Raw genomic sequence first — 14,181 nt, forward strand, 5'->3', positions numbered from 1 at the left:
TCATTTATAATTGCTAATTTTATTGGCAAAACATGTGCATATTTGCACATCTGAAATCTGCATATCTAATAATGGCTAAATCTAAAATCGCTTATTTCTGTCAAAGCTGTGGTTACGAATCGGCTAAATGGCTGGGTAAATGCCCAAGCTGCCAGCAATGGAATACTTTTGTTGAAGAGATCTTAGAGAAGTCGAGCGCATCTGTTCCCAATTGGAAAGCAAGTCCGGCTTCGTCACAGCGGGCTAATAAACCGGTTGAGGTAGCTGATATCACTTTTAAGGAAGAACACCGCCTGCTTACGCCCGATAAAGAGTTTAACCGCGTTTTAGGCGGCGGTATTGTTGCCGGTTCTTTAGTATTAATTGGCGGCGAACCCGGCATAGGTAAATCAACCCTGATGCTGCAGCTGGCTTTAAATATGCCTAACGTAAAAGTGCTTTATGTATCGGGCGAGGAAAGTGACCACCAGATAAAAATGCGTGCCGAAAGATTGGTTTCCTTAGAAACACATGAAGCAAGGGCCAGGAATAAAGAATTAAAAGAAGAATTTGGTAAAGGCTGTTTCATCCTCACCGAAACATCAACCCAAAACATATTTAAACAGATAGAAGAACTACAGCCGGACATTTTGGTGATAGATTCTATCCAAACCCTGCATTCATCACATGTAGAATCTACCCCGGGCAGCGTATCCCAGGTTAGGGAATGTACTGCAGAGTTATTGCGTTTTGCCAAGGAAACATCCACTCCAGTATTCCTGATAGGCCATATCACTAAAGATGGCATGATAGCGGGACCAAAAATACTGGAGCACATGGTTGATACCGTGCTGCAATTTGAGGGCGACCGCCACCATGTTTACCGCATACTGCGTACTATCAAGAATCGTTTTGGCTCATCGTCAGAACTGGGTATCTACGAAATGCTTGGCGAAGGGCTGCGCGAAGTATCTAACCCCTCAGAAATATTATTGTCGCAACGCGATGAACCCCTAAGCGGCGTTACCATATCGGCCACTTTAGAGGGCATGAGGCCCATGCTGATAGAAACCCAGGCGCTGGTAAGTACATCGGCATACGGAACGCCACAGCGCACCGCTACGGGCTTTGATACCAAACGTATGAGCATGCTGCTGGCTGTGCTGGAAAAACGTTGCGGTTTTAGGTTGGGGGCTAAGGATGTATTCCTGAATATTACAGGTGGCATCCGTGTAGAAGACCCCGCTATTGACCTGGGTTTGGCGGCAGCCATCATCTCATCGCATGAGGATATCCCCATTCCATCAAAAACCTGTTTCGCGGGTGAAATAGGTTTATCGGGCGAGATCCGTGCGGTAAACCGCGTAGAGCAACGCATTGCCGAAGCACAAAAACTTGGGTTCGACCAGATATTTATATCAAAATACAATATGCCAACTGCCGCTAAGGATAAAAAGCGGTTGGACCTGTCGCGCTATACCATCGATGTAAAAGTTGTTGGCAGGATTGAGGAAGTATTTGGGTTATTGTTTGGGTAGGCGCTTTATTTCCCCTTTTGTCATCCTGAGTTATCAAATCCCGTGGCCTTTGAAGATGCAATGACAGATCTTTGCGGGAGGGAGCGTGACCGATTATATTATAGTGCATGTTTGCCTGTGCCAGGTTTGGATTTAATGGTGACGTTATTTTGTCAGTGGCTTATTTTTAAGCCGATCATTATCAGCTATTTATGCTTTCACAATGGTGTTCACGGCCGTGAACGTGAACACTTCTCACGCCTTTTACTAAAATTGTCATGGGTAGCGATAGCGAAGGATCTATCGGCTACATGTAAGTCGGCTATTAGATGCTTCGCTCTCGCTCAGCATGACAAGTGTTTAAGCCTACGATATCCTCAACGTTAACAGCGTAATATCATCAATAGGTTTACCTTTAATTACCGTATTAATATGGTTCATCAAAGACTCGTTAAACCCATCGGGGCTTAGTTCGCCGTGGGCTATTACAAATTCCAATAATTTATCTTCGTCCCAGTTTTTTAAATTTTGCGACTCGTGATCCATTAGGCCGTCGGTATAATTAAATAACAGGCTGCCCGGCTCAATATCTATTTCACCCTCGTTCAGGAAAGGCAGCTCTTCAAAAGCGCCTATCATGGTTGTTCCCAATTTCAGCGGCACAGCTTCTCCTTCAGAATATAGTATGGTTGGGGTATGCCCGGCATTTATATAATTAAGCTTGCGGGTTTTCTCGTTATACTTGGCCAGGAACAACGTAATAAAGCGTTCGCCTTTAGTGTTGCGTATTACAATTTTATTCAGGCGTTCAACAACTGTTGTTAGCTCATCTTCAATTGCGGCCAAACCATGCAGGCTGGCCTGGAAGTTGGCCATCAATAAAGCCGCAGAAATACCCTTGCCAGACACATCGGCTATGCACCATAAAAATTCATTTTCGTTCAGGCGGAAGAAATCGAAATAATCACCGCCTATATCTTGGTGCGGCAAGTATTTGGCGCCAACTTCTACACCTTCTTCCTTATGCTCCCTTAGGGGTATAAGCATGTTTTGCACCTCAACGGCCAGTTCCATTTCACGTTGAAAACGTTCGGCTTGTAAGCGCTCACGGAAAAGCTTTTTATTCTCTAATGCTACTACAATTACATTTATCAATGTCTGAATAAAGTTCAGGTCATTGTTCAACATATCGCCCGAAGTATTAAAATCGCCGATCAGGGCGAACGCCAGCGCCTTGTTTTTATGATAGATAGGGATAAAATAGTTATACTGGCACAGCACCTTATCGGTGTGGTCCATGAGTCGGGCCGGCGATTTTATCTTGTTTAAATGAACCCAGGTGTTATTAAGCGTAAGCGGCGATTCAATATCGCCGCCATATTTTGATATGCAGCTATATGCGCCATTCTTTTCTATCAAAAAACGAAATTTACCAACCTGTAAGTAATTCTTGAGTATAACTTCCAACATTTGAATTAATGTTGGGGTTGGGGTGTTTTTGTTAATAGCCCTGGTAACCTCTAACAGCGAGTTCAATTCCGACTGCCGTTTAAGCAACAGTCTAATCAATTCATCTTCACCAGAACTATCTTGGTTATTTTGCATTGCGTTTTAGGTAGCCCAAAATAACGAAATATTCTTTTTTTAAAGCAGTATGCCGCTTTTTTTTTGAGCAGATATAAAAAGGACAGATTTATCGTACAATACGGCCTTTCCAGGCATACTTACGGGTATTACCAATAAGGCCAACATATACAAAATAAAGGATATGTATAGGTGCTAAAACAATAAGCAGGCCTACCAGATTAGCCCGTTTAAAAAAGGCGGTAATAGGCAATAGAAAAGCCACCTCTATTAAATATTTCAACAGAAACTGAACCAGGAATAGTTTAAAATAGAGCACGTTGTAAAAGCTAAGCCCCCCATTTACCAGCAACGACAGATTGAACAGCCATATACATACAGCAAGGGCCACAACCTTTTTATCTTTATACCTTGTTGATTTTGAAGCCCAGCGGCGCCTTTGCTGCAAAAACTCTTGCAGGGTGTGTTTGGCATGGGTAAACACTATAGCATCACGATTTTTAAAGAAGCCTATTTTATTGGGATAAACTTCGGCAACCTTCTGCAGTAGCAGCTCATCATCGCCCGATGCAAGATCGTCTATCCCTTTAAAACCGCCTACTTCATAGAAAACATCTTTACGATACGCAAAATTTGCACCATTACAGGTGGATGCCCGCCCGTTGCCTATAAAGGCTGCTCCAATGCCAATCAGATAAGAAAACTCCAGCGTTTGTAAGCGCTCAAACAACGATTTCTCTTCAAAGTAGGTAACCGGCGATGATATCATTACCGGCTTCTGTGTTTCATAATACCCAACTATTGATGATAACCAGCTTTTACCCATGCGGCAGTCGGCATCGGTACAAACCATTAATTCGCCTTGCGATAGGGCTATAGCTTCTGCAATTGCTTTCTTCTTGTAGGAGTTTAGCGGTTTATCTTCATTTAACTGCAGCAATTTAACCCCCCTATCTGCATAGCTGCGAATAATGGCCGCGGTATCATCGGTAGAATGGTCATCTACAATAATAATTTCAGTAAGGTGTTTGGGGTAATCCTGTGCAATAATATCGTCAATGGTATAACGGATCCGGCCGGCCTCGTTACGGGCGGCAATAAGTACAGTTACAGGAGTAACTAACCCTGCCGCGCTAATATTTGCGCGCTTCAATGCGGCCCATCCTTTTATTAAATAGGCAACCACCAACAGGTACAGGCCTGTAAGCATTAACGAAACGATACTATACAGTGCGGTCAAAAAATCTCATTTTAAAAACAAATACTGAACCTATAATGGCAGGGATAATAAGGTTGATCAGCCAAATGGATGAAACCGCTGCAATTATAGCTATTTGCTGGTTGGTTATATATAAAAATAAATGCATAGCGGTAAAGCTCCGCACGCCAATGTCTAACAGATCAAGCGATGGCATTGCCGACTGGATAAACAGAAACACAAACACTGTTAACATCATGCTGATAAATGGTATATCAGGCAACAGTAAGTGGATGATCAGGTAATACTGAAACGAGAACACGAAGAAACGTGCCAGGCTGTAACCAATCACTACCAAAAGTTCATCGATATTATACCGGCCCATAATTTCAAAAAAGCGATGATATTTTTTCAGGAATTTGATCCGGTCAAGCAATCCTACCAGCCATTTAATATTAAAGTAAAATATTAGGAACAGCCCTAAAAAAATAACCGACAACACCACAAGGCCCAAATAAAGCCATGGGTTAATATTAAGGAAGTAATAGATGAACCATAGCGATGCGCTTACCCCAACCAGGTTAGTTATCACATTTTGAGCGAATGCGCCAACAGCCATAGCGAAAATGCCGTGTATACGTTTACGATTTGGCAGGAACATTACACGCCCCCCGTATTCACCAATACGGTTTGGCGTAAATATGGCCCAGGTTAACCCGCAGAAAACTGCTTCGATGGCTATCCATACAGATATTGTGGTTAATTTTTTGGCGAGGTATTGCCACTTTAAGCTCTCCAGGAACCAGTTTAATACCATTAAGAGCACTACTGCCGATAACGTATAAATAACCTGCCGGTGGCTAATTACAGCTATTAAACGCTCAAATTGTTGCAGGCTATCATTCTTCCCTAAAAATTTATTGTAAATAAATAGAAAGGCTAAAACAAGTATGGTTGCTTTAATGAGGTACGAAAATATTTTTTTGGCTGTAGCTGTCAATCTGAAAATTTGTGCAATGTTACAAAAAGCAAGTTACAAGCCGGGGCAATAAGTGGTAATTTTAAGCATGTCTTTAAATTGTGGTAATATTGTGATAATACAACACGGCAGCTTGCTTTGTTTGGCCCTGTTCTCCTAAAGAAAAGGAATTTATATATTGCGCCTGCCTATCCCTAATGGTAATTTATCTGTTACGATGCCTTGCCATAAACCAAATACGCTGTAAATGGTAGTACCTTTAACTAAACGAAAATAATTTATGATGATGCGTTATAACAAAGCCCTGTTGCTGGCCCTGAGTTTTTCTGCTGTTATATCAACAGGCTATGCCGCTAATGTTGCACCCCGAGATACAACACTCGCGCCGGTAGAAACACAAACACCTAACAGCCAATACAAACCGGCCTTTAAAGGACAAACCCGGATAGGTGGCGTAAAAACTAAAACACCAATCGTAGTAACCGTTATAAACAACAGCTTAAAAAACCCCTGGGGTATTCATGTACTGCCTGATGGGCGCTTCCTGGTAACCGAAAAGGTTGGTACCATGCGGATATTAAAAGCAAACGGCGCATTTGATAAACAAATAACCGGTTTCCCTGCAGTACTGTTCCGTGGCCAGGGTGGCTTGCTGGATGTAACCATAGACCCGTCCTTTACCACAAACCGCATGGTCTATTGGGGATATTCAGAGCAAACAGAGGGTGGTTCATTGCTGGCTATTGCCAAAGGCAAACTATCGGCAGATGAAACCAAGCTGGAAAATGTAGAGGTGATATACCGTGCAACACCCGCTTATAAAGGAAACCTGCAATATGGCACGCGCATTGTGTTTGATAAGCAAGGAAACCTGTTTATAAGCACGGGCGAAAGAAGCGGCAGCGATATCCGCATGAAGGCGCAGGACCTGAGCGCCGGCATTGGTAAAATCATCCATATCACTAAAACAGGCAAAGCTGTTGCAGGCGGCCCTTTTGCAGGGAAAGCCAACGCATTGCCGGAGATATACGCATATGGGATACGTAACCCAGATGGTTTGGCCTGGAACCCGCAAACCGGCCAATTATGGGAAGCCGAATTTGGCCCGCGCGGTGGCGATGAGATCAACATTATTAAACCGGGAAGTAATTACGGCTGGCCGGTTGTTACCTATGGGATAGAGTACAGCGGCGAAAAAGTAGGCGACGGCATACAGCAAAAAGAGGGTGTTACCCAACCCATTTACTATTGGGACCCTACTATATCGCCCGGGGGAATTACCTTCTATACTGGTAATATCACCGAATGGAAGAATAACCTGTTTGTAGGTGGGCTAAGCGGCTCGCACATTGCAAGGTTAGTTATCAAGGCAAATAAAGTAGTTGGCGAAGAGCGTTTACTTAGAGATAGGAACGAGCGCTGGCGTGCCCTTGTAACCGGTAAAGACGGCGCCTTATACGGCCTTACCGATAGCGGAAAACTGTATAGGATAGCCAAGAAATAAATGTTTCGGTGAGGGCACCGAAACAAAAAATTTGTGGGTTGGTGTCTTCACCAACCCTTTTTTATGGATATGTGTAGGTGCAGGGAAGGGTTGCGACGCTTTATTAAACACCTTCCTGCACCCTCCCGATGGGGGGAATCGCTCAATGCGCCTACTCTTTACCCTAATATCTCCTTAATATCATCTGCCGAAAGCGACTTGATAAAGCTTTCTTCGGTGGTGATAAGTGCACGGGCCACACTTAGCTTGCGCTGCTGCAGGGCCAGTATTTTTTCTTCCACAGTATCTTTAGTGATGAATTTATAAATGAACACGTTTTTTGTTTGGCCTATGCGGTGTGTGCGGTCAATAGCTTGTTGCTCTACTGCCGGGTTCCACCATGGGTCGAGGATGAAAACATAATCGGCTTCGGTTAGGTTTAACCCTACACCACCCGCTTTTATAGAGATAAGGAAAACCCGTGTTTTAGTATCTTCCTGAAACTGTTTTACCACATCGCCACGGTTTTGGGTGCTGCCATCCAGGTAAACATATGGGATGCTTTCTTCATCAAAATAGTTACGGTAAATGGTTAGCTGCTTTACAAATTGCGAGAAGATCAAAACCTTATGCCCGCCATCCAGCACATTGGACAGGGTATGTATCACGTTCTCGAATTTACCAGAGTCGCCCTCATAATCAGCATCTATCATTGATGGGTGATTTGCTATTTGGCGTAGTTTAATCAAGCCCTGCAATACCTGGATCTGGGTTTTAGCGTAAGTACCCTCTTCAATGCTTCGCAGCAACTCGTTACGGTATTCCGATTTTACTTTATCGTATACCTCGGCTTGTTCTTCGCTCATTTGGCAGTAGAAGAGATTCTCCGTTTTTGGCGGAAGCTCGGTTGCTACCTGCTCTTTGGTACGGCGCAATACAAATGGTTTGATAATAGCCTGCAGCTTACGGGCCTTATCCTCATCCTTTTTCTTTTCTATTGGGGTTACAAACTCGTTAAGGAAAAACTGCTGTGTACCTAATAATCCGGGGTTAATGAACGACATCTGTGTCCACAGGTCGTTAACTGAATTTTCTACCGGGGTACCGCTCAATATCAGCTTAAACCGCGATTTTAATTGCCGTACCGACTGGAATGATTTTGACGACGGATTTTTGATGTTCTGGCTCTCATCTAATATTACATAGTCGAAGTAATAGGCCTTAAACATTTCAATATCGATCCGGCTGATGCCATAAGTAGTGATCACCACATCGTAATTGGCAAATACCTCTGCCGATTTATAGCGGAATGCACCGGTATGCACCATCAGCCTTAATTGCGGCGCGAATTTTTTGGCCTCGTTAAGCCAGTTATATATCAGCGAGGTGGGCATAATCACCAACGAAGTGGCTTTGCTCCCGGCATCTTCCGTATCTTCTTTATGTTTTTGCAGCAGGGCAAGGGTTTGTATAGTTTTACCCAAACCCATATCATCTGCCAGGCAACCACCAAAATGGTATTCCTTTAAAAAATGAAACCAGTTATAACCGGCCTTTTGGTACGGGCGTAAACTGCCCGCAAAATTTACGGGCATCGGCACATCTTCCGTTTCCTCAAAATCGGTAAGCTTTTGCAGTTTGCGGTTCATGGCCACTTCGGCCATCTCACCACCCGATAGATCATTCACCAAACCAATGTGATGCCTGCGCAGCTTTAAATGCTCGCCGCCTTCAGAGAAATGGAGCAGGTTACCGTATTGTGAGAACCAGCTTTCGGGGATAACCGCGATCTCGCCGGATGGCAATACAAATTCCTTTTTATGGTTGAGGATATGGTTTTTTAGCTGGATAAACGGAATACGATAAGGCCCGAAATACACTACCGCATTAATATCAAACCAATCGTTGTTCTCACTAATCTCCAGGTCTATTTTGGTGTTGCCAAATACATAGCGTTTTTGTCCGTCGGGCTGTTCCAGCTCAAAACCTTTTTCAAGCAATTCGTCATGATGTTGATTAAGCCATTCAAAAACAGGAAAGGACCGGTCGCCTTCTTCATCATGGGCCACAACTTCCAGGTTTTGGAACAATGACGATACCGTTTTCAGTCCCATTGCTTCCAACTGCTGCAACTTGCCTTTTTCCCAGGTTACCGACCGTTTAATACGGTGGAACAGGTAATCATCTCCGGTTTTTTCCATCCTTACGGATACATGCCTGCCATCCCCGTAAGGGAAAATATAGCCGGCATACTTAAAATATAATTGAAGCTGCGATGTACCGCCTTCTACATAAATAGGTTTCAGGAAAGGCGTGGCATCGTACTTTTCGGTGTTAATAGTAAAGCCTTCGGCATACACATTATGTTTTTCTATCAGCGGGGCAACAAACTTTTCAAAATATGATTGCTCTGATGATTTTGGAATAGATATAAACCGTTTGTTTAGAAAAGGCTGCAGTTTTTTCCCTTCTATCTCTTTCTCAAAATAGTATAAGGTATCGTCCAGCAGCATCCAGGCGGGTTGGTTACAAATGATCTCGGCATCTTTAAACATAAATTCGATGCGCATTCCCTGGTACTTTATGGTGGGGAAATAGCGGATCTCCTCTTCGCTGCGCCTGAAGTGGAACAATACCGAAGCCGCCTCATCTGCTATGTGCAATTTACGGCCGGCGGGGTAGCCCTCCTTGCTCATTAAGTAGATTTGTTTATTATCCATTAGCCCTAAAGCCTCTACCAGTTTCTTTTCAATTTTTGGGCGGATGGTATCAAAAAGCTGCTCATTAAAGATCTTGGCAAAAAACTCGAACGGGCGAATGGGCTTTTTATAAAACTTTTTGATGATGTTACCCTGCTCGATATCCTCCAGGATTTTGATAAGCTTGCGGTCGGTATCGTCAATGCAATGGGCAAATTCCTCGGCAGTATTAGAGAATATACGCTGATGGGTAAATGAAAATTCGCCGTTGGGGTTTAACTGAACTATATGCGGCTCAATAACGTACGACAAGAAATCGTGCCGGGCAATGGCATATATAATTTGGCAAGGTTTGCTGCTGTCTACGCGTAACATTAATTTCTTCGGTAAAAAATTAAAGAAAGCTACATCAACAAAAAATTCAAACCTAAACTAAAAAACTCACACCTGAAAATTTTCGGGCATGAATTTTTCTAACACGTGTTTAAACAGTGGGCTTATTGGACTGAATTTGCGGTCATTATTTGGCAGCGAAGTCTTCGACAGGCTCAGACGGGCATCCGGGAACTGGGTGTTATATCGCTATCTCTCCCTCAAACACCAGCTCTGCAGGGCCTTCTAAAAAGATATTGCTGAATGTTTCGCCATCGTAGTCAAAGCGAATATTAAGATCCCCGCCTAAAACTTTTATAGGCGTAGTGATAGTGCCGGTTTGATGGTCGTGTTTAGCCATGGCCAATGCTACCGCGGTTACACCTGTGCCACATGCGTAGGTTTCGTTCTCTACACCACGCTCAAAGGTGCGCACAAAGTAGCCGTCGCCGTTTTTCTCTACAAAGTTTACGTTAATACCATCTTGTTTGTAGGTATCATTATTACGGATAGCATAACCTTCGTTGTAAACATCTTTAGTTTCCAGATCGGAAGTTAATTTTACATAATGAGGTGATCCTGTATTAAGCACATAGGCTTCACCGTCGTTATTAATATCGGCTACATCTATCATTTGCAGACTAACCCAATTACCCGCTTCTGAAATTTTGGCATGATGCACACCGTCAGTAGCCAGAAACTTTGTCATATCTGTTATGATGCCCAGGTGTTTAGCAAACGCCACTATACAACGGCCACCATTACCGCACATACTGCCCTCGTTACCATCGGCATTATAATAAACCATTTTAAAATCAAAACCAGGCTCGTTCTCCAATAACATAAGACCATCACCACCAATGCCGAAACGCCTGTCGCATATCTTTGCAACAGCCTGTTTATCAATGTTTTTTATAACATTGTTTCTATTATCGATCAGTATAAAATCGTTCCCGGCGCCCTGGTATTTATAAAAGTTTATCTGCACAACAGTTTACTATATTAGTCGTTAAATAATTAGCTAACAATATGTAACAAATATAGCCCGCTATTCATCTCAATTTAACAATTTTTAACAAAATTACATATAACTTATTATTGATATTGTCGTCTATATGGTATTAAATTTGAATCCCTAATTTCGATACATAAAAGAAAGTGAAGAAAAACATGAAAAAAATTGGTTTAACATTATTAACCGCCTTTGTAGGTGGTGCCATGGCGTTAGGCGTATATAAACTTGCCGAAAATAAGTACGCCGATAATATGACCCTGGAGGATAAACAGAAAGTTTACTTCGCCAGCAACCCATCAACAGCAGCCGTTGTTTCATCGGCAGGTGCTGCAGATTTTACACAGGCAGCAGCCGAAGTAACCCCCGCGGTAGTTTATATCCGCACAACATATGCCGACAAAAGCAATGGCCAGCAAGATCAGTTGGAGCAAATGTTTGGACAGATGTTTGGACAGCGCATGCGCCCGCAAGGCCCGCAAATGGCATCAGGTTCTGGTGTAATTATCTCTCCTGACGGTTACATTGTAACTAATAACCACGTTGTGGCTAAGGCAGAAAAGATACAAATTGTTACCAACGACCACCGCCAGTTTGAGGCGAAAGTAATTGGTACCGACCCAAATACCGATCTTGCCCTGATAAAAATTGAAGCCACCAATTTGCCAATAGTAAAATTGGGTAACTCTGATGCGGTACGTGTAGGCGAGTGGGTATTGGCTGTAGGTAACCCTTTCAAACTTAACTCAACTGTAACTGCAGGTATTGTTAGCGCTAAAGGCCGTAACATAGGTATTATTGGCCGTGGCGATGAAGATGATGACAACCCGTTCCCGGTTAGGCAACAGGAAAACCCTTCTTTAAAGAGAGGTATTGAGTCGTTCATTCAAACAGATGCGGCTATTAACCCTGGTAACAGCGGTGGCGCATTAGTAAATACTGCAGGAGAGCTTATTGGTATTAACGCGGCTATAGCGTCGCATACAGGCTCTTATGAAGGCTATGGTTTCGCCATCCCTATCAACCTGGCAAAAAAGGTATTAAATGATATTAAAAAATACGGCGCGGTTAAACGCGGTTACATCGGCGTAAGCTTTGCAGACCTGAGCGACCCTGAGGCTGCTAAAAGTGTAAATAGCGATAAAACTAACGGTTTATATGTTAACAGCCTGGTAACAGGTGGTGGTGCCGAACAAGCAGGTATCAAAACAGGTGATATTATTACCAAGGTTGAAGGCAATCCGGTTTATGAATCGTCTGACTTGCAAGAGCGTGTAGGCCGTTTACAACCCGGCGATAAAATTAACCTGACCGTTTTGCGTAATGGCAGCGAAAAGAGCTTTACCGTAACACTTAAAGCTGATGCTCCTGCAGCACGTACAGCAGCGGTTTCAAAATCAGCATCTGAGTTGTTTAACAAATTAGGCGCAAGCTTCCAGCCGCTAAACGCCGCGCAAAAAGCTAAGTTCCGTGTAAACTCTGGTGTATTGGTTACCCAGGTTCGCCCGGGTGGTATATTTGATGATACCGAAATACCGGTAGGTTCTGTAATTACTTCTATCAATAAGCAACCTATTAACAGCGTTGCCGATATGGATAAGGTAATTACCAGCCTTAAAAATGGCCGACTGATCATCACGGGTTATTACCCTGATGGAGGCAGCTTCAGCAACGTTTTTGAAGTTCAATAATTAAAAAGTGTTATTCTTATATGAAAACCCGGTCGGAAGGCCGGGTTTTTTTGTGGACTCACCCCCGGCCCTCTCCAAAGAAGAGAGGACGGTGCTGTCTATTGGAGAGTTGCTTACTCCCTAACCTTCGTATCAATCGTTATCGTCACCGGGCCATCGTTCACTAAACTCACTTTCATATCGGCACCAAAAACACCGGTGGCTATTTTTTTACCGACGATGTTTTCCAAGGTTTTTATCATTTGCTCATACATAGGGATAGCCTTATCCGGCCTTGCCGCACGGATGAAAGATGGGCGGTTGCCCTTTTTGGTTTGAGCGAAAAGTGTAAACTGCGAGATCAGCAAAATATCACCGCCAATATCGCCAAGGGCTTTATTCATCAGGCCGTTCTCGTCGCTAAATACGCGCAAACCGGTTATTTTTTGGGCGAGCCATTGCAGATCTTCGTCGGTATCGGCATCTTCAATACCCAATAAAACCAAAAACCCGATGCCAATTTGCCCGGTTATCTCGCCATCAACTTTGCATGATGCTTCTGAAACACGTTGTATTACTGCTCGCATGTTTAATAGATTCAGGAAGTCAAGATATAAGAATCAAGACTTATTCATTATATACTCATTTTCCCCTCTTGATTCTTGACTCTAAAAGTCTTGAATCTCTTCTAAGCCCTCGTATCATTCCCATGATAAATACTCAAATAACTATCATAGCGGGATATAGCTATTTCGCCTTCCTCCAAAGCATTTAACACGGCGCAACCGGGTTCGTTAATATGGCGGCAATTGTTAAAGCGGCATTGGTTCATGCGTTCGCGCATTTCGGGGAAAAAGTGGCTTAGCTCCTGCTTTTCAATATCGATAACACCTAATTCGCGAATGCCGGGGGTATCAATAATGTATCCGCCTTGCGGTAATTCAAACATTTCGGCGAAGGTGGTGGTATGCATACCCTTGTCGCTCCACTCAGATACCATATGCGTGCGCAGGTCAAGATCAGGCAGTAAACGGTTGATGAGGCTGGATTTACCCACGCCCGAGTGGCCTGAGAATAATGTCACCTTATCTTTCAGCAGATCTTGTACATGGTCAATATTAGTACCCTCTAATGCCGAAACAGAATAGCAGGGGTAGCCTATTTTTTCATAAACCGATTGATAATCGGCCAATATCTCTAAGCCTTCATCGCTGAACAAATCAAGTTTGTTAAAAATAAGTGAAGCAGGAATACCATAAGCTTCGGCAGTTACCAAAAAGCGGTCTATAAAGCCCAATGAGGTGCGTGGCGAGGCCAATGTAACCACCAGCAAAGCCAGGTCGAGGTTAGCCGCTATGATCTGTGCCTGCTTGGAAAGGTTGATAGCCTTGCGGATGATATAGTTTTTGCGCTGACGCAGATTGGTGATCACACCTGTGCCTTGTTCCGGCTCCATATCAAAATCAACCACGTCGCCAACCGCCAATGGGTTAGTGGTAGTTATACCCTTGATCCGGAATTTCCCTTTGATACGGCAATCGATAGTTTCGTCGCCAGATCGTACCTGGTACCAGCTCCCGGTTGATTTTGTTATCAGTCCCTGCATAAGTGCGCAATTTAGGAAAGATAAAAGGCTTTGAAAAAATAAAACCAATTCCATTTGGTAATTAAAATAAATTCTACTTACT

Annotated in this window: 10 protein-coding genes; 3 read left to right on the plus strand and 7 right to left on the minus strand. The window is 43.4% G+C overall.

Features of this window, described 5'->3' with window-relative positions; genetic code table 11:
- Positions 1-71 precede the first annotated feature (71 nt).
- On the plus strand, positions 72-1,517 hold the full coding sequence (gene radA / locus JWQ85_RS10345) for a DNA repair protein RadA (RefSeq protein ID WP_299467603.1): 1,446 nt from the start codon (positions 72-74) through the stop codon (positions 1,515-1,517).
- Positions 1,518-1,862: 345 nt separating this feature from the next.
- Here the strand turns inward: radA and JWQ85_RS10350 are convergent, their stop codons facing one another.
- The 3 genes from JWQ85_RS10350 to JWQ85_RS10360 all read right to left on the minus strand — a co-directional run bounded on the left by JWQ85_RS10350 (position 1,863) and on the right by JWQ85_RS10360 (position 5,278).
- The gene (locus tag JWQ85_RS10350; RefSeq protein ID WP_299467605.1) at positions 1,863-3,101 is read right to left on the minus strand and encodes a PP2C family protein-serine/threonine phosphatase; all 1,239 of its coding nucleotides are present in this window, start codon (positions 3,099-3,101) and stop codon (positions 1,863-1,865) included.
- 88 nt (positions 3,102-3,189) lie between these two features.
- Entirely contained in the window at positions 3,190-4,320 is a 1,131-nt protein-coding gene (locus JWQ85_RS10355; RefSeq protein WP_299467607.1) for a glycosyltransferase, read from the minus strand.
- Positions 4,304-5,278, minus strand: a complete 975-nt coding sequence (locus tag JWQ85_RS10360; protein ID WP_299467609.1) for a lysylphosphatidylglycerol synthase domain-containing protein — start codon at positions 5,276-5,278, stop codon at positions 4,304-4,306. The genes JWQ85_RS10355 and JWQ85_RS10360 overlap by 17 nt, the downstream gene beginning before the upstream one ends.
- Positions 5,279-5,537: 259 nt before the next feature.
- Between JWQ85_RS10360 and JWQ85_RS10365 the strand changes: the two genes are divergently transcribed.
- Entirely contained in the window at positions 5,538-6,761 is a 1,224-nt protein-coding gene (locus JWQ85_RS10365) for a PQQ-dependent sugar dehydrogenase (RefSeq protein ID WP_299467611.1), read from the plus strand.
- A 158-nt stretch (positions 6,762-6,919) separates the two neighbouring features.
- Here JWQ85_RS10365 and JWQ85_RS10370 read toward each other — a convergent pair whose 3' ends face one another.
- Positions 6,920-9,814: a DEAD/DEAH box helicase gene (locus JWQ85_RS10370; protein WP_299467613.1), complete on the minus strand. Its 2,895-nt coding sequence runs from the start codon at positions 9,812-9,814 to the stop codon at positions 6,920-6,922.
- Positions 9,815-10,013: 199 nt separating this feature from the next.
- Positions 10,014-10,799, minus strand: a complete 786-nt coding sequence (gene dapF, locus JWQ85_RS10375; protein WP_299467615.1) for a diaminopimelate epimerase — start codon at positions 10,797-10,799, stop codon at positions 10,014-10,016.
- 182 nt (positions 10,800-10,981) lie between these two features.
- On the opposite strand from dapF, the gene JWQ85_RS10380 reads away from it, so the two are divergent.
- Entirely contained in the window at positions 10,982-12,514 is a 1,533-nt protein-coding gene (locus tag JWQ85_RS10380) for a Do family serine endopeptidase (RefSeq protein WP_299467617.1), read from the plus strand.
- A 113-nt stretch (positions 12,515-12,627) separates the two neighbouring features.
- Here the strand turns inward: JWQ85_RS10380 and dtd are convergent, their stop codons facing one another.
- Positions 12,628-13,080 carry a D-aminoacyl-tRNA deacylase gene (gene dtd, locus JWQ85_RS10385; RefSeq protein ID WP_299467619.1) on the minus strand — a complete coding sequence of 151 codons (453 nt, stop codon included), beginning with the start codon at positions 13,078-13,080 and terminating at the stop codon, positions 12,628-12,630.
- A gap of 101 nt (positions 13,081-13,181) precedes the next feature.
- A complete protein-coding gene (gene rsgA, locus JWQ85_RS10390; protein ID WP_299467621.1) occupies positions 13,182-14,099 on the minus strand; it encodes a ribosome small subunit-dependent GTPase A in 918 nt (305 codons plus the stop codon).
- Positions 14,100-14,181: the final 82 nt, after the last annotated feature.

Source organism: Mucilaginibacter sp. (assembly GCF_028288105.1).
In the GTDB taxonomy this organism is placed as follows: Bacteria; Bacteroidota; Bacteroidia; order Sphingobacteriales; family Sphingobacteriaceae; genus Mucilaginibacter.